The organism is Kitasatospora sp. NPDC114501, from assembly GCF_055633695.1.
In genome coordinates this window covers 308,930-328,786 of sequence record NZ_JBVKDS010000003.1, presented here as the reverse complement: position 1 = coordinate 328,786, position 19,857 = coordinate 308,930, and the positions used below count along the sequence as shown (strand labels likewise).

General features: G+C 72.2%; 19 protein-coding genes. 13 read left to right on the top strand and 6 right to left on the bottom strand.

What is annotated here, in order from left to right; genetic code table 11:
• Window positions 1-173 precede the first annotated feature (173 nt).
• The 3 genes from ACZ7RU_RS07960 (at window position 174) to ACZ7RU_RS07950 (ending at window position 3,601) form a co-directional block, all read left to right on the top strand.
• Complete coding sequence (locus ACZ7RU_RS07960; RefSeq protein WP_470340011.1) at window positions 174-1,463, top strand: hypothetical protein; 1,290 nt, start codon at window positions 174-176, stop codon at window positions 1,461-1,463.
• 63 nt (window positions 1,464-1,526) lie between these two features.
• A complete protein-coding gene (locus tag ACZ7RU_RS07955; RefSeq protein ID WP_470340010.1) occupies window positions 1,527-2,018 on the top strand; it encodes a MarR family winged helix-turn-helix transcriptional regulator in 492 nt (163 codons plus the stop codon).
• A gap of 140 nt (window positions 2,019-2,158) precedes the next feature.
• Window positions 2,159-3,601 carry a DHA2 family efflux MFS transporter permease subunit gene (locus tag ACZ7RU_RS07950; RefSeq protein WP_470340009.1) on the top strand — a complete coding sequence of 481 codons (1,443 nt, stop codon included), beginning with the start codon at window positions 2,159-2,161 and terminating at the stop codon, window positions 3,599-3,601.
• Window positions 3,602-3,658: 57 nt separating this feature from the next.
• On the opposite strand, the gene ACZ7RU_RS07945 is transcribed toward ACZ7RU_RS07950, so the two are convergent.
• Complete coding sequence (locus ACZ7RU_RS07945) at window positions 3,659-4,141, bottom strand: hypothetical protein (protein WP_121174810.1); 483 nt, start codon at window positions 4,139-4,141, stop codon at window positions 3,659-3,661.
• A 440-nt stretch (window positions 4,142-4,581) separates the two neighbouring features.
• On the opposite strand from ACZ7RU_RS07945, the gene hemL reads away from it, so the two are divergent.
• The 7 genes from hemL (at window position 4,582) to ACZ7RU_RS07910 (ending at window position 11,584) form a co-directional block, all read left to right on the top strand.
• Entirely contained in the window at window positions 4,582-5,910 is a 1,329-nt protein-coding gene (gene hemL, locus ACZ7RU_RS07940; protein ID WP_470340008.1) for a glutamate-1-semialdehyde 2,1-aminomutase, read from the top strand.
• A gap of 75 nt (window positions 5,911-5,985) precedes the next feature.
• Window positions 5,986-6,636 (top strand): histidine phosphatase family protein, encoded by a 651-nt coding sequence (locus ACZ7RU_RS07935; RefSeq protein ID WP_470340225.1) that lies wholly within the window; start codon window positions 5,986-5,988, stop codon window positions 6,634-6,636.
• Window positions 6,637-6,787: 151 nt separating this feature from the next.
• Complete coding sequence (locus ACZ7RU_RS07930; RefSeq protein WP_470340007.1) at window positions 6,788-7,405, top strand: TlpA family protein disulfide reductase; 618 nt, start codon at window positions 6,788-6,790, stop codon at window positions 7,403-7,405.
• Entirely contained in the window at window positions 7,402-8,175 is a 774-nt protein-coding gene (locus ACZ7RU_RS07925; RefSeq protein WP_470340006.1) for a cytochrome c biogenesis CcdA family protein, read from the top strand. The genes ACZ7RU_RS07930 and ACZ7RU_RS07925 overlap by 4 nt, the downstream gene beginning before the upstream one ends.
• A 2-nt stretch (window positions 8,176-8,177) precedes the next feature.
• Window positions 8,178-9,926, top strand: a complete 1,749-nt coding sequence (gene resB / locus ACZ7RU_RS07920) for a cytochrome c biogenesis protein ResB (RefSeq protein ID WP_470340005.1) — start codon at window positions 8,178-8,180, stop codon at window positions 9,924-9,926.
• Window positions 9,927-9,929: 3 nt separating this feature from the next.
• A complete protein-coding gene (gene ccsB / locus ACZ7RU_RS07915) occupies window positions 9,930-11,057 on the top strand; it encodes a c-type cytochrome biogenesis protein CcsB (protein WP_470340004.1) in 1,128 nt (375 codons plus the stop codon).
• A 140-nt stretch (window positions 11,058-11,197) separates the two neighbouring features.
• Window positions 11,198-11,584: a hypothetical protein gene (locus tag ACZ7RU_RS07910; RefSeq protein ID WP_355256523.1), complete on the top strand. Its 387-nt coding sequence runs from the start codon at window positions 11,198-11,200 to the stop codon at window positions 11,582-11,584.
• 6 nt (window positions 11,585-11,590) lie between these two features.
• Here the strand turns inward: ACZ7RU_RS07910 and ACZ7RU_RS07905 are convergent, their stop codons facing one another.
• Complete coding sequence (locus ACZ7RU_RS07905; RefSeq protein ID WP_470340003.1) at window positions 11,591-12,724, bottom strand: ScbA/BarX family gamma-butyrolactone biosynthesis protein; 1,134 nt, start codon at window positions 12,722-12,724, stop codon at window positions 11,591-11,593.
• Window positions 12,725-13,072: 348 nt separating this feature from the next.
• Between ACZ7RU_RS07905 and ACZ7RU_RS07900 the strand changes: the two genes are divergently transcribed.
• Window positions 13,073-13,726: a ScbR family autoregulator-binding transcription factor gene (locus ACZ7RU_RS07900; RefSeq protein WP_470340002.1), complete on the top strand. Its 654-nt coding sequence runs from the start codon at window positions 13,073-13,075 to the stop codon at window positions 13,724-13,726.
• 84 nt (window positions 13,727-13,810) lie between these two features.
• On the opposite strand, the gene ACZ7RU_RS07895 is transcribed toward ACZ7RU_RS07900, so the two are convergent.
• The 4 genes from ACZ7RU_RS07895 to ACZ7RU_RS07880 all read right to left on the bottom strand — a co-directional run bounded on the left by ACZ7RU_RS07895 (window position 13,811) and on the right by ACZ7RU_RS07880 (window position 17,408).
• Window positions 13,811-14,422 carry a ScbR family autoregulator-binding transcription factor gene (locus ACZ7RU_RS07895; protein ID WP_470340001.1) on the bottom strand — a complete coding sequence of 204 codons (612 nt, stop codon included), beginning with the start codon at window positions 14,420-14,422 and terminating at the stop codon, window positions 13,811-13,813.
• 210 nt (window positions 14,423-14,632) lie between these two features.
• The gene (locus ACZ7RU_RS07890) at window positions 14,633-14,842 is read right to left on the bottom strand and encodes an acyl-CoA carboxylase epsilon subunit (RefSeq protein WP_470340000.1); all 210 of its coding nucleotides are present in this window, start codon (window positions 14,840-14,842) and stop codon (window positions 14,633-14,635) included.
• Between the two features lie 86 nt (window positions 14,843-14,928).
• Window positions 14,929-16,530 carry an acyl-CoA carboxylase subunit beta gene (locus tag ACZ7RU_RS07885; protein ID WP_470339999.1) on the bottom strand — a complete coding sequence of 534 codons (1,602 nt, stop codon included), beginning with the start codon at window positions 16,528-16,530 and terminating at the stop codon, window positions 14,929-14,931.
• A 452-nt stretch (window positions 16,531-16,982) separates the two neighbouring features.
• Entirely contained in the window at window positions 16,983-17,408 is a 426-nt protein-coding gene (locus tag ACZ7RU_RS07880) for a PLD nuclease N-terminal domain-containing protein (RefSeq protein ID WP_470339998.1), read from the bottom strand.
• Window positions 17,409-17,500: 92 nt separating this feature from the next.
• On the opposite strand from ACZ7RU_RS07880, the gene ACZ7RU_RS07875 reads away from it, so the two are divergent.
• Both ACZ7RU_RS07875 and mqnP read left to right on the top strand, forming a co-directional pair.
• Window positions 17,501-18,958 carry a menaquinone biosynthesis decarboxylase gene (locus ACZ7RU_RS07875; RefSeq protein ID WP_470339997.1) on the top strand — a complete coding sequence of 486 codons (1,458 nt, stop codon included), beginning with the start codon at window positions 17,501-17,503 and terminating at the stop codon, window positions 18,956-18,958.
• A complete protein-coding gene (gene mqnP / locus ACZ7RU_RS07870; protein ID WP_470339996.1) occupies window positions 18,955-19,851 on the top strand; it encodes a menaquinone biosynthesis prenyltransferase MqnP in 897 nt (298 codons plus the stop codon). Before ACZ7RU_RS07875 ends, mqnP begins: the two co-directional genes overlap by 4 nt.
• The last annotated feature ends 6 nt before the right edge of the window (window positions 19,852-19,857 follow it).

Genomic DNA, 19,857 nt, shown 5'->3' with positions numbered 1-19,857 from the left:
CGCAGGACCCGTCGCCGCCCCCGACCGGGCGGCGACGGCCGCGTTCACGGGCCCGCCGGGCGGGGGTCGGGGGCGCCAGGGGCCGTCGGTTCGGGGGCGTGCCGTAGGCTCACGGGAAAATCGTTGCGCCGGAGCCGCGCGGGACCACGAGCGGGGCGGGGAGTCCAGACCAGATGAGCACGGCATCGAGCACTGAGTCGTCCAGCACCCAGCCCGGAGCGCCGGGGGCGCCCGGAGCGGCGGCGCCGGTGGAGCCCGAGGAGCGCACGGGCCGCGTGCCCGGGCGGTTCGGGGCGCTGGTGGACCGCTTCGCGCCCGCGCTGGGCGCGTACGCGGCGGTGAAGGCGATCGGCATGACCGTCTTCCTGCTGCTGCTCTCGCACACCGGCGACTACCTGACGAAGCAGTCGGGCCGCGGTGGCGCCGCCACCCCGTGGGACGTGCTGGGCACCTGGGACGGCGTCTGGTACCAGCGGATCGCCGAGGACGGGTACAACCCGCAGCTGATCCCGCTGCACGGCTTCCCGCTGGCCACCTACTACGAGAACTCGGCCGCCTTCTTCCCGCTGTACCCCTGGCTGATGCGGCTGGTCGGCGCGGTCACCGGGCTCGGTACGTACGGCTCCGGGATGGTCGTCTCGGTGCTGGCCTCGCTGGTCGCCGCCGCGGGGATCTTCGCGATCGCCGAGCGGCTCGGCGGCTTCCGGGCGGGCGTGATCGCGGCGGTGCTCTGGGGTCTGTTCCCGGGCTCCGGCGTGGAGTGGGCGGTCTACTCGGACTCGCTGTTCGTCGCGCTGTCCGCCTGGGCCTGCTACTGCGTGATGACCCGTCGCTGGATCGCGGCCGGCCTGCTGACGCTGGTGGCGGGCCTCAACCGGCCGACCGCCGCCGTGCTGATCGCCGCCGTCTCGATCGCCGCGCTGGTCGCGCTGGTCCGCCGCACCGACGGGGTGGCCCGTCCGCTGACCGCGATGCTGATCACCCCCTGGGGCCTGCTCGGCTACGTGGCCTGGGTCGGCTGGAAGATGGGCGACTGGGGCGGCTACTTCAAGCTCCAGCAGGGCGCCTGGAACCGCTACTTCGACGGCGGCGTGTCCACCGTGCGCACGATCAGGGACGTGCTCGCCGGCCACTGGGTCTACTGGCAGGCCAACCCGGTCCCGGACCTGATCGCGATCGTCCTGCTGATCGCCCTGCCCGGGCTGCTGGTGCTGCTCTGGCGCACCCGGCCGCCGCTGGTGCTGTGGGTCTACACCGGGCTCACCCTCTTCACCGCGCTGAGCACCAACCAGATCTTCGGCAACATCTCGCGCTACCTGCTCCCCGCCTTCCCGCTCTGCATCGGCCTGGCGGTGGCGCTGCGCCGGGTGCGGACCTCCTCGCTGGCCGGGCTGCTGGCGACGCCGGTCCTCGCGGCGGGCTGGTACGCGGGCTATGCGCTGTTCGAGTTGGGCATCCCGTAGACCGGGTGTTGGTTGGCTACGGGATCATCCGGCAGCAGACGGGCCGTTGCTAACCTCGGACGTATGACGACGACCCCGCCGCCCGCGCGCCAGATCCGCGACATCTCCGGGCTGATGGACCACGCGAGCCACGTGCTGGCCACCCGGATGGCGGCCGCCTTCACCGAGCTCGGGATCACCCCGCGCGCCTACTGCGTGCTGTTCCACGCGCAGGAGGCCGAGCGCACCCAGATCCAGCTGGCCGAGCTGGCGGACCTGGACAAGACGACCATGGTGGTCACCGTCGACGAACTGGAGAAGGCGGGCCTGGCCGAGCGCCGTCCGTCCGCGACCGACCGGCGGGCCCGGATCGTCTCGGTCACCGAGGCGGGCGAGCGGGCCGTGGTGCAGGGCACCGCGATCGCCGACCGGGTGCACCGCGAGCTGCTGGAGTCGCTGCCCCGGCCCGAGCGCGAGGTGTTCGTCTCGGCCCTGACGCACCTGGTGGACGGCCATCTCGCGGAGCCGGTCGAGGTCGAGCGCACCGTCCGCCGGGCCCGCCGTTCCCGGGGCTAGCCGCCGTACCGAAAACCCGAACCGCCCGTACGAACCACCTGTCCGAACCGCCCGCCCGCATCTCCTCCCGAGATAGATAGTCCCGAACAAAACAATCTGATAGCGTCCTACCCGGTACTCGACGAACCGGGAGAACCGCCATGACCACGCACGCCCCGGCCGCCCCCAGGCCGGCCTCCGCAGGACCCGCCCGCTCCCGCGCCCTCGCCCTCGGGGTGCTCTGCGCGGGAATGCTGATGATCATCCTGGACGGCTCGATCGTCACGGTGGCCCTGCCGGCCATCCAGCAGGACCTCGGCTTCTCGCCGTCCGGACTGACCTGGACCGTCAACGCCTACCTGATCGCCTTCGGCGGCCTGCTCCTGCTGGCCGGCCGGCTCGGCGACCTGATCGGCCGCAAGCGGGTGTTCGTCGCCGGAATCGCCGCCTTCACCGCCGCCTCGCTGCTCTGCGCCGTCGCCACCAGCCCCGGACTGCTGATCGGCGCCCGCTTCCTCCAGGGCGTCGGCGGCGCGCTCGCCTCCTCGGTCAGCCTCGGCATGATCGTCACGCTCTTCCCCGAACCGCGCGAACGCGGTCGTGCGATCGGCGCGTTCAGCTTCGTCGGCGCGGCCGGCGCCTCCATCGGCCAGGTGCTCGGCGGCGTCCTCACCGAAGCCCTCGACTGGCACTGGATCTTCCTGATCAACCTTCCGCTCGGCATCGCCGCCGCGCTGCTCGCCGTCCGGGTGCTGGAGCCCGAGCGCGGCCCCGGTCTGCGGGCCGGTGCCGACGCCATCGGCGCCGTGCTGATCACCGCCGCCCTGATGCTCGGCGTCTACACCATCGTCGGCACCGGCGAGCACGGCTGGACCTCCGTCCGCACCCTCGGCCTGGGCACGCTCGCCGTCGCCCTGCTGGCCGCCTTCCTGTGGCACGAGGGGCGGGCCGCCGACCCGCTGCTGCCCTTGCGGATGTTCCGCTCGCGCAGCGTCTCCGGCGCCAACCTCGTCCAGGTCCTGACCATCTCCGGGATGTTCGGGTTCCAGATCCTGGTCGCCCTCTACATGCAGAACGTCCTCGGCTACAGGGCCGCCGCCACCGGCCTCGCGATGCTGCCGGCCGCGGTCGCCATCGGCGCGGTGTCCCTGCTGCTCTCCGCCCGGCTGAGCGCGCGCTTCGGCGAGCGCCGCGTCCTGCTCGCCGGCCTCGCCCTGCTGGTCGCCGCGCTCGGCCTACTGGCCCGGCTGCCCGCCGACGCCGACTACGCCGTGCACCTGCTGCCCACCATGCTGCTGATCGGCGGTGGCGGCCTGGTGCTCTCCACCCTCGCCGTGCTCGGCATGTCGGGCGCCGGACCGGCCGACGCGGGCACCGCCTCCGGGCTCTTCAACACCACCCAGCAGGTCGGCGGCGCGCTCGGGGTCGCCGTCCTCACCACCCTCGCCGACGGCCGCACCGCGGCCCTCTCGGCCGCCGGGCAGCCCGCCGCCGAGGCGCTCGCGGACGGCTTCCGGCTCGCCTTCGGGGTGGCCGCGGGCCTGCTGGCGACGGCTCTGCTGCTCGCCGCCACCATCCTGCGGCCCGCCGGGCGCCAGGACTGACGACGCGTCAAACCTCCCCACCCCGGCCCGCGTTCGGCGGAGCCGGGGCGGCGGGCGTCACGGCCAGACCAGGCAGTACAGCTGGTGCCCGGCGTCGTGCAGCCGGTTGGCGAAGTCCTGCCACTCATGCAGCATGCTGTAGATCACGAACGCGTCCCGCGGTCCGCGCCGGTCCGGCACGGTGGACCAGATGAAGGCGGCGGCGCCGAGCTCGGTCTCGTCGGCCTTGCGCAGCGGCTCGACGACGTTGTGGGGAAGCTGGACGACGGCGTAGTCGGGGTGCAGCACGACGAGTTCCAGCGGCGGCACCTGGTGCAGCGGGACGCCCTGGATGCCGGTGAGCACCATGGCGCTCATCGTCTCCGGTTTGATCTTGGTGGAGAGGTGGCCGGTGGGGGAGCCACTGGTCTCCATCAGGTCGCCGAGCCGCCCCAGCGAGCCGAGCTCGCCGGCGTCCAGGCCGAGTCCGCCCGGGCCGAGCGCGGTGGGGACTCTGGCGGCGGTCGCGCGGTCCGGGGCTCCGAAGTACTTGTAGGTCACCCCCACGCGTCCCTCACCCCGCCTCTCACCGCCGCGACGACCACGGCCCGTACCCGCTCCCGTACCCCCGCGTGCGGCCTCGGTGGGCCGGCGGGAGCCCCCCGCGGCCTCGTCGTAGCCGTCCTGCGCCTCGGACACTCGGACCATCCTCACCGGAATTCGCCGGAATCGACAGACCCCCGCACGTCCGGCGTCCCACCGGACGTGCTCCTTACCCGTCATGCGCCGCCGTACCCATTCGCGGTACGCGGCAGTCCTCTCCACACCCCTGCACACAGACCGGAGCACCTGCGCACTCTGTGTACACAGTCTGACTGGTCCCCGGTCCGGTGCAGTCAGCGACCCCTGCTGTACGGACAACCGTACAGACAACGGTGCCCGGATCATCGTTCCAGATGATCGGGTCGGACATGCAGAGCGTGAGGACACGATTTGAGACCATGTCTTTTGTGAGCTACCCCTACGAAGCCCCCCAGTCCCAGTCGCTGTTCGACCGCGCCTCCGTGGTGACGCCCGGCGGCGTGAACTCCCCGGTGCGCGCCTTCCGCGCGGTCGGCGGCACGCCGCGCTTCATGGTGTCCGGCACCGGCCCCTACCTCACCGACGCCGACGGCCGCGAGTACGTCGACCTGGTGTGCTCGTGGGGTCCGATGATCCTCGGCCACGCGCACCCCCCGGTGATCGAGGCCGTCCAGCGGGCCGTCTCCCACGGCACCTCCTTCGGCACCCCCGGCCAGGGCGAGGTCGAGCTGGCCGAGGAGATCGTCTCCCGGGTCGCCCCGGTCGAGCAGGTCCGCCTGGTCTCCTCCGGCACCGAGGCCACCATGTCCGCGATCCGGCTGGCCCGCGGGTTCACCGGCCGGGCGAAGGTGGTCAAGTTCGCCGGCTGCTACCACGGCCACGTGGACGCGCTGCTGGCCGCCGCCGGTTCCGGCGTGGCCACCTTCGGCCTGCCGGACACCCCGGGCGTCACCGGCGCCCAGGCCGGCGACACCATCGTGCTGCCGTACAACGACCTGGCCGCCGTCGAACAGGCCTTCGCCGCCCACCCGGGCGAGATCGCCTGCGTGATCACCGAGGCCTCGCCCGGCAACATGGGCGTCGTCCCGCCGCTGCCCGGCTTCAACGGCGGCCTGGCCCGGCTCTGCCGGGAGAACGGCGCGCTGTTCATCTCCGACGAGGTGATGACCGGCTTCCGCGTCTCCAGGGCCGGCTGGTACGGCCTGGAGGCGGCGAACGAGGGCTGGGCGCCCGACCTGCTGACCTTCGGCAAGGTCATGGGCGGCGGCTTCCCGGCCGCGGCCTTCGGCGGCCGCGCCGACGTGATGGCGCACCTGGCCCCGGCCGGCCCGGTCTACCAGGCGGGCACCCTGTCCGGGAACCCGATCGCCACCGCGGCCGGCCTGGCCCAGCTGCGCGGCTGCACCGACGAGGTGTACGCGACGGTGGACAAGGTCGCCGCCGAGATCTCCGGCCTGGTCGCCGACGCGCTCACCAAGGAGGGCGTGGCGCACCGGCTGCAGACCGCAGGGAACATGTTCTCGGTGTTCTTCACCGAGGCCCCGGTCACCAACTACGACGAGGCCAGGACCCAGGAGGCGTACCGTTTCACCGCCTTCTTCCACGCGATGCTGGCCGAGGGCGTCTACCTGCCCCCGTCCGCCTTCGAGTCCTGGTTCGTCTCGGCGTCCCACGACGAGCGGGCGATCGAGCGGATCGCCGCCGCCCTGCCGGCCGCCGCGCGCGCCGCTGCCGCCGCCACGGCCTGACCCGCCGCGGCCCGAACCCGATTCCCCAGGAGTAGTCGAGAAGTGAGCGCCAAAGAGATCACCGTCGTCCACGTGATGCGGCACGGCGAGGTGCACAACCCGGAGGGCGTCCTGTACGGGCGCCTGCCGGACTACCACCTGTCCGAGCTGGGCCGGAAGATGGCCGAGCGGGTCGCCGAGGACCTGGCCGACCGGGACGTCACCCACGTGGTGGCCTCCCCGCTGGAGCGGGCCCAGGAGACGGCCGCGCCGATCGCCGAGGCGCACGGCCTGGCCGTCGCGGCGGACGAGCGGCTGATCGAGGCGGAGAACGTCTTCGAGGGCAAGACCTTCGGGGTCGGCGACGGTTCGCTGCGCAACCCGGGCTACTGGAAGTACCTCACCAACCCGTTCAAGCCCTCCTGGGGCGAGCCGTACCTCGACCAGGCGGTGCGGATGATGGGGGCGATCGGTGCCGCCCGGGACGCCGCGCGCGGGCACGAGGCGGTCTGCGTCAGCCACCAGCTGCCGATCTGGATCCTGCGCTCCTTCGTGGAGCGCCGCCGGCTCTGGCACGACCCGCGCAACCGGCAGTGCTCGCTGGCCTCGCTGACCAGCTTCACCTTCGAGGACGACCGGATCGTCTCGGTCGGCTACCGCGAGCCGGCCCGCGACCTGCTGCCCGCGCACCTGGTGGGCAAGGGCCGCAAGGGGGACAAGCCGGTGGGCAAGAGCTTCGGCGCCTAGCCTCCCGCCCTCCCGTAAGCGGTGCGTAAGTATGACTTCGGGTCACCCGGCATGTGCCGGGTGACCCGAAGTCGTCGCAGGTCAGAGCGGGTGCGACGCGCAAGGCAGGACCCCGGCGAACCTGCCCGGAACTCCATGCGAAACTTTTCACATGTCTGCCATGACGCGCCCCCGTCCCCGTGTCGCCGCAGCAGCCGTCGTCACCGCCGCCGCTGCCGCGCTCGCCCTCACCGGCTGCTCCTCCTCGGGCTCGTCGGGTGGCGGCGAGGGCCAGGTCGGTTTCGTCACGGTCAAGGGCACCAACCTGTCGAAGGCGGAGGCGGGCAAGCGCGGCGACGCGCCGGACATCTCCGGGGAGACCCTGGAGGGCACCCCGGCCAAGCTCTCCGACTACCGGGGCAAGGTCGTCGTGCTGAACGTCTGGGGCTCCTGGTGCGGTCCGTGCCGGGCCGAGGCCAAGAGCCTCCAGAACGTCTCGGAGAAGTACAGGGACCAGGGCGTCCAGTTCCTCGGCATCAACACCCGGGACACCGAGAAGCAGAACGCCGTCCGCTTCGAGCAGGAGCAGGGCGTCACCTACCCGAGCCTCTTCGACCCGGCCGGCACCCAGCTGCTCAAGTTCCCCAAGGGCAGCCTCAACCCGCAGTCCATCCCGACCACCCTGATCGTCGACCGGGACGGCAGGCTGGCCGCCCGCGCCGTCGGCGGCACCACCGAGGACGCGCTGGAGTCGATCCTCCAGCCGGTGGTCGCGGAGCAGAAGCAGTGAGCCTGCCGCAGCAGCTCGCCGACAACACCGGAACGCTCCAGAGCGGGGCGCTGCTGGTGGCCGCGCCGATCGCGCTGGTGGCCGGGCTGGTGTCGTTCTTCTCGCCCTGCGTGCTGCCGCTCGTCCCGGGCTACCTGTCGTACGTGACCGGCTTCTCCGCCGCCGACCTCGCGGACGCGCGCGGCGCGCGGCGCGGCCGGATGCTGCTCGGGGCGACGCTGTTCATCCTCGGCTTCACCGCCGTGTTCGTCTCGGGCGGGGCGCTGTTCGGGCAGTTCGGCGGCACCCTCCAGGAGCACAAGCGGGTCATCTCGATCGTGCTCGGGGCGGTGACGATCGTGATGGGCCTCGCCTTCATGGGCCTCGTCCCCGGCCTGAGCATGCGCGAGATGCGCTCCCACCGCCGTCCGGCGGTCGGCCTGCTCGGCGCCCCCCTGCTGGGCGTGGTCTTCGGCGTCGGCTGGACGCCGTGCATCGGCCCGACCCTGGCGACCGTCCAGAACCTGGCGCTGAACCAGGCCGACGCCGCGCGCGGCGCCATGCTGATGACCTTCTACTGCCTGGGCCTCGGCGTACCGTTCATCGTGGCCGCGGTGGCCTTCCGCCGGGCGCTGGGCGCCTTCGGCTGGGTCAAGCGGCACTACCCGCTCGTCATGAGGATCGGCGGCGGCATGCTCGTCGCGGTCGGTCTGCTGCTCGTCACCGGGATCTGGGACTCGATGATGAGCCAGCTGCAGTCCTGGACCGCCGACTTCCAGATCGGAATCTGACCGTGAGCAACACCACGACCGAGACCGAGCAGCCCCCGGCGCCGGACGACGGCGCGGCCGAGCGGCTCAGCACCGCCCCGGTCGAGTCCGAAGGCCCGACCGGCATAGGGCCGTTCGGCTGGGCCCGCTGGATGTGGCGCCAGCTGACGTCCATGCGGGTCGCCCTGATCCTGCTCTTCCTGCTGTCGCTCGCGGCCATCCCCGGCTCGCTGATCCCGCAGTACCAGAACGGCCAGGGCCAGTTGAAGGTCGAGGCCTGGAAGGCGCAGCACTCCACCGTCGCCCCGGTCTACGAGAAGCTCCAGCTGTTCGACGTCTACAGCTCGGTCTGGTTCTCCGCGATCTACATCCTGCTGTTCGTCTCGCTGGCCGGCTGCATCGTCCCGCGCACCTGGCAGTTCGTCGGCGTGCTGCGCTCCCAGCCGCCGGCCGCGCCGCGCAACCTGACCCGGATGCCGGTGCACGCCGCCTGGCGCACCGACGCGGACGCCGGCCGGGTGAACGCCGCCGCGCACCGGCTGCTGCGCAAGCGCGGCTTCCGCGCGCACCTGTCCGACGGCGCGGTCGCGGCCGAGAAGGGCTACCTGCGCGAGGTCGGCAACCTGCTGTTCCACCTGTCGCTGTTCGCGCTGCTCGGCGGCTTCGCCTGGTCCAGCCTGGCCGCCGGCACCGGCGGCAAGCTGATGATCGAGGGCGAGGGCTACTCCAACACCATCACCCAGCTCGACGACTTCAACGGCACCCGGTTCTACGGCAGCCAGGACCTCGACCCCTTCTACCTGAAGCTGAACGGCTTCACCTCGAAGTTCCAGGAGAGGGGCGACCAGATCGGCGCCGCCCGGCAGTTCACCGCGAACGTCGAGTACTACGCGGGCAGCGACGAGTCGAAGCTGAAGAAGTCGACGATCGAGGTCAACCACCCGCTGGAGGTCGGCGGCAGCAAGGTCTACCTGATCGGCCACGGCTACGCCCCGGTCGTCACCGTCAAGAACGGCAAGGGCGAGGTCGTCTACCGGGGTGCCGTCCCGTTCCTGCCGCAGGACGGCAACCTCACCTCCACCGGTGTCGTGAAGGTCTCCGACTACGGCGCGGGCCCCGACGGCAACAGGACCCAGCTGGGCTTCTCCGGCTTCTTCCTGCCGACCGCCCCGCTGAGCTTCGAGGGCACCGGCCCGGTCTCGCTGTTCCCCGGCGACGCCGCCCCCGAGCTGGTGCTGAACGCCTTCGCGGGCGACCTCGGCACCGACTCGGGCCTGCCGCAGAACGTCTACCAGCTCAACACCCGCAAGCTCACCCAGCTCACCCAGGACGGCCAGCCGGCCAAGGCCCGGCTCAAGCCCGGCCAGGGCTGGGAGCTCCCCGACGGCTACGGCTCGGTGACCTTCGAGGGCTACAAGCAGTGGGCCAGCTTCAACGTCACGCACCGCCCGGGCAACTCGATCGCCCTGGCCGGCGGGGTGATGGCGATCCTCGGTCTGATCGGCTCGCTGTTCATCCAGCGCCGCCGGATCTGGGTGCGGGCGGTCGCCCTGCCGGGCGGCGGCACCCAGGTGGAGCTGGCCGGCCTGGCCCGCAGCGAGTCGGCGAAGATCGCCGAGGAGCTGGCGGAGCTGGCGGTCGACCTCCAGGACGACGCCCCGGCCTCCGAGGAGGACGACGCCGCGGCCTCCGAAGAGGAGGACGCCCCGGCCCCCGCGGCGGCCGAGCCCTCAGACCCCGCAGTCCCTGCCGACCAGAACTCCAAGGAGTAGACGGTGCAACTCGCCTCGGCGGTCGACCCCCAGCTGGCCGACCTCTCCAACAAGCTGATCTATTCGGCGATGGTGGTCTACACGCTCGCCATGTTCGCCCACATGATCGAGTGGACCTTCGGCAGCAAGGGCGCCGTCGCCGTCCGCTCGAAGGAGCAGTCCGTCAGCCTCGGCGAGACCGTCGCCACGGCCGAGAAGAAGGCCAAGAAGGTCACCGTCACCGTGGCGGGGGCCGGCGGCGGCACCACCACGCTCACCCGCACCGCGGTCGCGGGCGAGGGCGCGACGGTGGTCACCAGCGGGCGCGGCGCGGACGAGGAGGACGGCCCGGGCGCGGCCGGCACCAACGAGAAGGCCGACCTGGCCGGCCGGATCGCCGTCTCGCTCACCGTGCTCGGCGCCCTGCTGCACGCGGGCGGGATCGTCACCCGCGGCCTCTCGGTCTCCCGCTGGCCGTGGGGCAACATGTACGAGTTCTCCTGCGCCTTCGCCTTCGCGATGACGGCGGCGTACCTGGTGCTGCTGGCCACGCGGAAGAACGTCCGCTGGCTGGGCCTGCCGGTCGTCCTCGCGGGGCTGCTGACCCTCGGCATCGCCACCACGGTGCTCTACACCGACTCCGAGCAGCTCGTCCCGGCGCTGCACTCGCCGTGGCTGGCGATCCACGTCTCCACCGCGATCTTCTGCGGCGGCGCCTTCTACGCGGCGTTCATCGCCACGCTGCTGTACCTCGGCAAGGACTCCTTCGACAAGCGGATGGCGGCCGGCCTCACCACCGGCCCGCTGGGCACCTCGGCCTCGATCTGGCGCCGGCTGCCCGCCACGTCCACCTTCGACAAGCTGTCGTACCGGATCAACGCCCTGGTCTTCCCGCTGTGGACGTTCACCATCATCGCGGGCGCGATCTGGGCCGAGGCGGCCTGGGGCAAGTACTGGGAGTGGGACCCGAAGGAGACCTGGTCGTTCATCACCTGGGTCGCCTACGCCTGCTACCTGCACGCCCGGGCGACGGCCGGCTGGAAGGGCCGCAAGGCCGCCTACCTGGCGCTGGCGGCGTTCGCCTGCTGGCTCTTCAACTACTACGGCGTGAACATCTTCGTCACCGGAAAGCACTCCTACGCGGGGATCTGACCGGGCACACGACCACCCACCGGCCCGGCTCTCTCCCACAGGTAGCCGGGCCGAGGTGCAACAGGGGTAGTGCGCGCCGGCCGCCGGTCGGTGCGAGAGGGAACTGAGGAGGAAATCGCGCAATGGAGTGCGACGAGGTCATGCTGACCGTCCGAATCACCGCCGCCGAGCGCATGCTGCTCCGCCGGCTCGCCCAGGGACACCGGAGCGACGTGTCCGAGGTGGTGTCCGACGCGCTGCTGGACATCATCCCCACGCTCAGCGCGCCGGGGGACGCCTACCGGCTGCTGGGGGCGCTGGCGGTGCCCGCGCCGTGCGCCCTGACGGTCTGGCTGCCGACCCCGCTGGCCGACCTGCTGGTGCCCGGCGCGGCCCGGATCGCGCAGATCACCGACGTCCGGATCGAGTCGGCCAGCGCCGCCCTGGGCGCGGCGCTGCGGCTCTGGCTGGCCCAGGACCCGGTCCGGCTGGCGACCAACCTCAGCGTGATGCACGCGGGCCGGCCGGCCGCCCTGGTGGCCGCCTGACGGGGGTCAGCTCGCCAGCGGCAGCGGGGTGCCGCCGAGGCCCGGCGCGGTGGGGCGGCCGTCGCAGGCGTCCCGCGGGGCCGGCACCGCCGGGCTCTCGGCCGGCCCGTCCAGCGGCGCGGTGAGCAGCAGGCACTCGGCCGCCGTCAGGCCGTCCTGGACCAGCTGGACCCGTACCGCCCGCCGGCCGCCCGCCGTGGCCCGCGCGCCGATCGGTCCGGTGGCCGGTCCGACGGCGGGTTCGGGGACCGCGCGGACGAGGCAGGGCCGGTCCAGCTCGATGTACCTCTCGAAGGAGGTCACCAGCTCGACCGGCACCACCGGCTCGGGGTGGCGCAGCCGCTGGGCGGCCTGCCGGGCGGCCTCCAGCACCAGCATCCCGGGCACGTGGTCCAGCTCGTGGTCGAACAGCACCGGGTGGGTGGCGTCGGCGCGCAGCAGCCAGGTGTCCGGTGCGAGGGTCGGGCTGAGCACCACGTCGGCGGGCTGGGCGCGGCCGACCAGTTCGGGTGCGGCGGGCGCCGGCGGCCGGGGCGCGGCGGTGCGCCGTGCGGGGCCGCGCAGCCGGGCGTACGAGGCGGGGGAGACCACCCGCAGCCGGCCGGTGCCCCGGCCGATCGGGCGGCCGTCCCGGGTGACGCCGACGCACACCCGCAGCGAGACCAGCTCGCCGTGCCGCATCCGGACGTCCTCGCAGTCGACGGTCAGCATCAGCGAGGCGGGGCCGGTGGTGACGGCCAGGCCCGGCAGGCCGGATCCGTCGAGCGCGTAGGAGAGGTCCTCCATCACGAAGTGGTGGCCGCGCGGCACCCCGAAACCGGCGTGGCCGATCAGCAGCCCGGTCTGCCGGATCGTTTCGGCGAGCAGCACCGGGTCGTGGTAGCGGTCCCCCGGGAGCCGGTAGAAGCCGTGCAGCCGGGGCCACTGGGCGCCGAGCAGGAAGCCGTACGGGCCGGTGGCCCGCCAGCCGGTGAGGAACACCTCGGAGACCGAGGCGCGGTGCACCAGGTGCCGGGAGACGGTCCGGTCGTGGAAGTCGTAGCCGGTCGCGGGGCCGTCGTGGAAGTCGAGGCCGCCACCGCTGCCCGGGCCGGGGTGGGCGTACGGGCCGCGCGGGTCCGGCTCTACGATCGATGGCATGACTGGCCCCCGCCTCAGGGTGTCGGTCGGAGCGGCCGCCATGGCCGTCCGAGCAAAACATACATACCACCCGGTTTGTCTTGGCCGACCGGGGGTGCCCGGGCCGGACTCTCCGGTACGGCCACGCTACCTGCCCCGTGCGCTGGGGGAATGCCCGCTCGGCGGACCCCCGACCATCGGTGGGGGGCCGTCCCCTCTGGACGGCGGGGGCGAAGCAGGCGCTAGATTAGATACCAACCATGCGGTTTCGGAACCGACCGTCCGCAGGCGGGCGCCGCCCCCGCAGGGGCGTGCCGACAGCAGCCGGGTGGGGCGGGAATCGCGCCCGGTCGAGTCCGGAGGGGGCCAGTGGTCAAGCAGGAACGGGCTGGGCGGACCCGGCAGGCCGTACTGCTCGCGGCCGCGGAGACCTTCGCGCGGGTGGGCTTCGAGGCCGCCAGCCTGGTCGACATCAGCCGTCGGGCCGGGGTGAGCAAGGGAGCCCTCTACTTCCACTTCGTCTCCAAGCAGGCCCTCGCCGACGGGGTGCGGCGCGCCTCCGGGCGGGAGGTCGGCTCGGCCGCGCTGCGCGCGCTGCGGGCCGACGGGCCGGCGCTCCAGGGTCTGATCGACTTCTCCCACGAGCTGGCCCGGATGCTGCGGGAGGACGTGGTGGTGCGGGCCGGCGTCCGGCTCGTCCAGCAGGGCCGGCGCCGGGCCGGCGCCGAGGAGGGCCCGGACGGCACGCCCGGCCGGCCCGTCCCGGTGCCCGCCGACCTCGCCTGGCGCAGCCTCACCGCCGTCGTCCACCGGCTGCTGGACCGTGCCGCCGAGGCCGGCGAGCTGGGCCCCGGGGTGGACCGGCGGGCCGCCGCCGAACTGCTCACCGCGGTGGCGGCGGGCCAGGTGCTGCTCGGGGGCGAGGAGACCGGCCGGCCCGGGCCGGAGACGGTCAGCCGGCTCTGGACGGCCGCGCTGCCGGCCCTGGTGGCGGCGGAGCTCCGGGCGGGCTACCGGGTCTGATCCGGCGCGGTCGCGGCTCTGCCCGGCGGTCCGATTCCGCCCGGTGGCCCGGGTACGCCGGACGGGCGGGATGCGCCCGACGGCTCAGGTGCGCTCGGCGACGCTCAGCCGGGCGAGCGCGTGCGGCTGGACCAGGCCGGGCAGCAGCAGCGTCCAGAGGTCGGACATCCGCTGGATCAGGTCCTGCCGGTCGGCCAGCACCTGGGAGCTCAGCTGGATGCCGGTGACGGCTCCGGTGATCACCCCGGAGGCCGCGGTCAGGTCGACCCCCGGGTGGAGGTCGCCGGCCTCCCGGGCGCGCTCCAGCAGCGCGCCGACCGTGTCCATCCAGCCCTGGTAGGCCGCGATCTGCGGCTGGGTGAAGCTGCCGTGCTCGATCGTCAGCCGGATGCTGCCGCGCACCAGCGGGTCGGTCTGGAGCGCGCGGGCGAAGGCGTACCCGAGGTCGATCAGGTTCTGCACCGGGCTGTCCGAGGCCGGTGCCCAGCCGGAGATCCAGGCGCCCTGGCCCTCGATGACGGCGAGCGCCAGGTCCTCCTTGGAGTGGAAGTGGAAGTACAGCGCGCCCTTGGTGACGCCGGCCCGGTCCAGGATCTCGGACATCGTGGCGGCGGCGTAGCCCCGCTCGTCGAACACCTCGGCCGCCGCGACGAGTACCGCCTGGCGGGTCGCCAGCGCGCGGGCCTGCCTGGCCATCGCAGCCTCCCTGGAAAGTTCTGGTCTCGGCAGCGGCCGATCCTATGGGGGCGGACGGGGCGGCGGACGCATACCGTCCAGTAGGTATCCTACCGAGCCCTCCGCGGACCCTTCCGGCCCCGGTCGACCGGGCGGGCCCGGCCGGCGCGGCCCGGAGAACGCCCGACGGCCGGTCACCCCGTTCGGGTGACCGGCCGTCGGCTCGGGCGGTCAGGCCGCCTGCTGCCAGCTGAACGGCGAGTGGTACGCCGGGCGGCGCTCCAGGCGCTGCCAGTTGGCGATCGGCTCCATCGGCGCGGCGGTGGCGGCCTGCTGCGCGGCGGCGGCGCGCGCGGCGAGGACGGCGGTCAGGGCGGCGAGTTCCTCGTCGGTGAGGGTGCCGCGGACGATGCGGACGAGGGGTTCGGCGGAAGCGGTCATGTCCTGGTTTCTCCCCCGGTGGCTGTGGTCTGAGTGGGCGCCCGGTACGGGCTGCTGCTGTGGAGCGGGTGCGCTGGTGCGCGCCGCTACATCGGCGGGTTGCCGTGCTTGCGGCTGGGCAGGTCGGCGTGCTTGGTGCGGAGCATGGCGAGGGCGGCGGAGATCACCTGACGGGTCTCGGCCGGGTCGATGACGTCGTCCACGAGGCCGCGCTCGGCCGCGTAGTACGGGTGCATCAGCTCGCTCTTGTACTCCTTGATCTTCTGGGCGCGCATGGCGTCCGGGTCCTCGGCGGCGTTGATCTCGCGCCGGAAGATGACGTTGGCCGCGCCCTCGGCGCCCATCACGGCGATCTCGTTGGTCGGCCAGGCGTAGGACAGGTCGGCGCCGATCGAGCGGGAGTCCATCACGATGTAGGCGCCGCCGTAGGCCTTGCGCAGGATCAGCGAGATGCGCGGCACGGTGGCGTTGCAGTACGCGTAGAGCAGCTTGGCGCCGTGCCGGATGATGCCGCCGTGCTCCTGGTCGACACCGGGCAGGAAGCCGGGGACGTCGAGGAGGGTGACCAGCGGGATGTTGAAGGCGTCGCACATCTGGACGAAGCGGGCGGCCTTCTCGCTCGCGTCGATGTCCAGCACGCCGGCCAGCGACTGCGGCTGGTTGGCGATGATGCCGATGACGTGGCCGTCGATCCGGGCGAGCACGCAGAGCACGTTGGTGGCCCAGCGCTCGTGGACCTCCAGGTACTCGCCGTGGTCGACGATCTCCTCGATCACCTTGCGCATGTCGTACGGGCGGTTGCCGTCGGCGGGCACCAGGTCCAGCAGGCTGTCGTTGCGCCGCTCGACCGGGTCCTCGCTCATCACGGACGGCGGCATCTCGCGGTTGTTCTGCGGCAGCAGCGACAGGAGGTAGCGGACCTCCTCGATGCAGGACTGCTCGTCGTCGTAGACGAAGTGGGCGACACCGGAGACGCCGGCGTGCACGTCCGCACCGCCGAGGCCGTTCTGGGTGATCTTCTCGCCGGTCACCGCCTGGACCACGTCCGGGCCGGTGATGAACATCTGCGAGGTCTCGCGGACCATGAAGACGAAGTCGGTCAGCGCGGGGGAGTACGCGGCGCCGCCGGCGCACGGGCCGAGCATCACCGAGATCTGCGGGATGACGCCGGAGGCCTTGGTGTTGCGCTGGAAGATGCCGCCGTACCCGGCCAGGGCGGTGACGCCCTCCTGGATGCGGGCGCCGGCGCCGTCGTTCAGCGAGACCAGCGGGGCGCCGGCCGCGATGGCCATGTCCATGATCTTGTGGATCTTCTGCGCGTGGGCCTCGCCCAGCGCGCCGCCGAAGATCCGGAAGTCGTGCGCGTACGTGAAGACGGTGCGCCCGTGGACGGTGCCCCAGCCGACGATCACGCCGTCGGTGTGCGGCTTCTTGGCCTCCAGGCCGAAGCCCTGGGCGCGGTGCCGGCGGAACGGCTCGACCTCCTGGAAGGAGCCCTCGTCCAGCAGCAGCTCGATGCGCTCGCGGGCGGTCAGCTTGCCCTTGGCGTGCTGGGCCTCGGTGGCCTTGTCGCTGGGGCCGCGGCGGACCTTCTCGCGGAGCTCGTGCAGCTCGGCGACCCGCCCACGGGCGTCGGCCGGGACCTCCGGGACCTCGCCGTCGACCGGCGCCTCATGCACAACCGTCATCTCGAACCACTCCAAGGGTGAGGGAACTGTCCGACAGCCAACGTCTGCTGTGCCCCCGGCTGCGAATCACTTTCTTCACTTATGACTGTACGAGGGGCCGTGCGCTGGTTTCGGCGTCGATTCCGTACAAGGTCGGGTTCGTTTAGCTGTCAGGCCTGTACAGAAGCGGACGGCTCGATCACCGAGCGCTCGGTGTTCGCTCGGATACCGGGGGTTGTCGAACAGATGATGGTCCGATGATCTGAACATGAAGAAAAGCGCAGGTCAGGGCTGTCTCCCGGCAGTGTGGGTCGGTCCTCTCGGGTGGCGTTCAAGGTCCACTCCGGCCCGGTGGCCGGGGGTTCGCCGACCGGCTGAGGGATTGAGCAATCGTAGAGAAGCGCCAAAAACACCGAAGCCCACCCCGCACGGTGGGGGTGGGCTGTCCGAGCGAGCGGGCGGACCCGCTCCGATCAGCTCTTCCTGCCGTCCTCGGGCTCGTCGCGGTCGCGCAGCTCCCGCTCGCGGCGGCGCAGGTCGGCCTCCCACTGCTTGAGCATGTCCTCGTGGTCTTTGTCGCTCCTCTTCAACGAGGCGAGGAACTCGGGGTCGTCGTCCGGCGCCAGCGGGCGCCCGCCGCGCGGGGCCGGGCGGCCCGGACGGTCGTCGGCCGGGTACCCCGGGTCGGCCGCCCCGGCGGACCCGGCCCGCAGGAAGCCGCGCTGCTTGCCGGCGATCAGCCAGGCGATCGGGCCCAGCGGCGGGAAGAGCAGCACGATCAGCACCCAGACCACCTTGGGCAGGTGCTTCACCTCGTCCTCGGGCGTGGTCAGGCAGTCCACGAACGCCCAGACCCAGAGCGCGAGCGGAAGGATGATGGTCAGAAGAATCCTCGGCACGGCTGGGATCTCCCCCCGGGCGACGACGGTGACGGGCGCCTTCCAGGGGCCCTTGACCCAGCCAGGCTATCGGGTGGCGGATACTGACAGGCATGGCATACGACGATCTCCGCTCGTTTCTCCGCGCCCTCGACCGCGAGGGCGACCTCAGGCGCATCAAGGCGGAGGTGGACCCGCACCTGGAGATCGGCGAGATCGTCGACCGGGTGCAGAAGGCCAAGGGCCCGGCGCTGCTCTTCGAGAACGTCAAGGGCTCGTCGATGCCGCTGGCCATGAACGTCTTCGGCACCGAACGGCGGCTGGCCAAGTCGCTCGGCCTCAAGGGCCCGGAGGACATCTCCGAGAAGATCGCCGGCCTGCTCAAGCCGGAGCTGCCGCAGGGCTTCACCGGCTTCCGGGACGCCTTCGGCAAGCTCGCCTCGATGGCGCACGTCCCGCCCCGGTACGTGAAGTCCGGCGACGCCCCGGTGCAGGAGGTCGTGCTCACCGGTGACGACGTCGACCTGGACGAGCTGCCCGCCCTCTTCACCTGGCCGCTGGACGGCGGCTCCTTCTTCAACCTGGGCCTGACCCACACCAAGGACCCGGACACCGGCATCCGCAACCTGGGCCTCTACCGCCTCCAGCGGCACGACCGCCGCACCATCGGCATGCACTGGCAGATCCACAAGGACAGCCGCAACCACTACGCGGTGGCCGAGCGCCGCGGGGAGCGCCTCCCGGTCGCGATCGCCTTCGGCTGCCCGCCGGCCGTCACCTACGCGGCCACCGCGCCGCTGCCCGGGGACATCGACGAGTACCTCTTCGCCGGCTTCATCGCCGGGGAGCGGGTCCGGATGGTCGACTGCAAGACCGTGCCGCTCCAGGTCCCGGCCGACGCGGAGGTCGTGCTGGAGGGCTGGCTGGAGCCCGGCGAGATGCTGCCCGAGGGCCCGTTCGGCGACCACACCGGCTTCTACACCCCGCAGGAGCCGTTCCCGGCGCTGAAGATCGACTGCGTGACGATGCGCCGCCGCCCGATCCTCCAGTCCATCGTGGTCGGCCGCCCGCCGACGGAGGACGGCCCGCTGGGCAAGTTCACCGAGCGGTTCTTCCTGCCGCTGTTGAAGATCATCATCCCGGACATCGTCGACTACGACCTGCCCGAGGCCGGCGGCTTCCACAACTGCGTGATCGTCTCGATCGACAAGAAGTACCCCAAGCACGCCCAGAAGACGATGCACGCGATCTGGGGCGCGCACATGATGTCGCTGACCAAGCTGATCATCGTGGTGGACTCCGACTGCGACGTGCACGACTACCAGGAAGTCGCCTGGCGAGCCTTCGGCAACGTCGACTACAGCCGCGACCTCACCGTGGTCGAAGGCCCGGTGGACCACCTGGACCACGCCTCGTACCAGCAGTTCTGGGGCGGCAAGGCCGGCATCGACGCGACCCGCAAGCTGCCCGAGGAGGGCTACACCCGGGACGGCGGCTGGCCGGAGATGGTGTCCTCGGACCCCGCGACGGCCGCACTGGTCTCGCGTCGCTGGAAGGAGTACGGGCTGTGAGCACCGCTGCGGTCGAGACCCCCGGGCGTACGAAGGCCTTCCTGCGCCTGGTGATGATCGAGCACTCGATCTTCGCCCTGCCCTTCGCGTACATCGCCGCGCTGACGGCCATGTTCCTCGCCGACGGGCGGGTGCACTGGGGCGAGCTGTTCGTCGTCACCGTCTGCATGGTCGGGCTGCGCACCTTCGCGATGGCGGCCAACCGGATCATCGACCGCGAGATCGACGCCCGCAACCCGCGCACCGCCGGCCGCGAACTGGTCACCGGCGCGGTGTCGCTGAAGACCGCGTACGTCGGCTCGGCCGTCGCCCTGGTGGTCTTCCTCGGCGCGGCCGCGATGCTCAACCCGCTCTGCCTGGCGCTCGCGCCGGTCGCCGTGGTGCCGATGGTGGTCTACCCGTACGGCAAGCGGTTCACGAACTTCCCGCAGGCGATCCTGGGCCTGGCCCAGGCGATGGGGCCGGTCGGCGCCTGGCTCGCGGTGACGGGCAGTTGGTCCTGGGACGCGGTCGTGCTGGGCGTCGCGGTCGGCATCTGGATCGGCGGCTTCGACCTGATCTACGCCTGCCAGGACGTCGAGTCCGACCGCGAGAACGGCGTGCGTTCGGTGCCCGCGCGCTACGGCGTACCCGCGGCCATCCGGGGCGCACGGGTCTGCCACCTCCTGACGACGCTCCTGCTGGGCTGGTTCGCGCTCCGCACGGACGCCGGACCGGCGTTCTGGATCGGCCTGGTGGTCGTCGCGGGCGCGTTCGTCTACGAGCACACCATCGTGAAGCCGAACGACCTGTCGAAGCTCAACCGGGCGTTCTTCCAGACCAACAGCTTCGTGGGGATCTCGCTGTTCTTCTTCGCCCTGGTGGACCTGCTCGTCCGTGGGCTCGGCGTCTGACCCCCA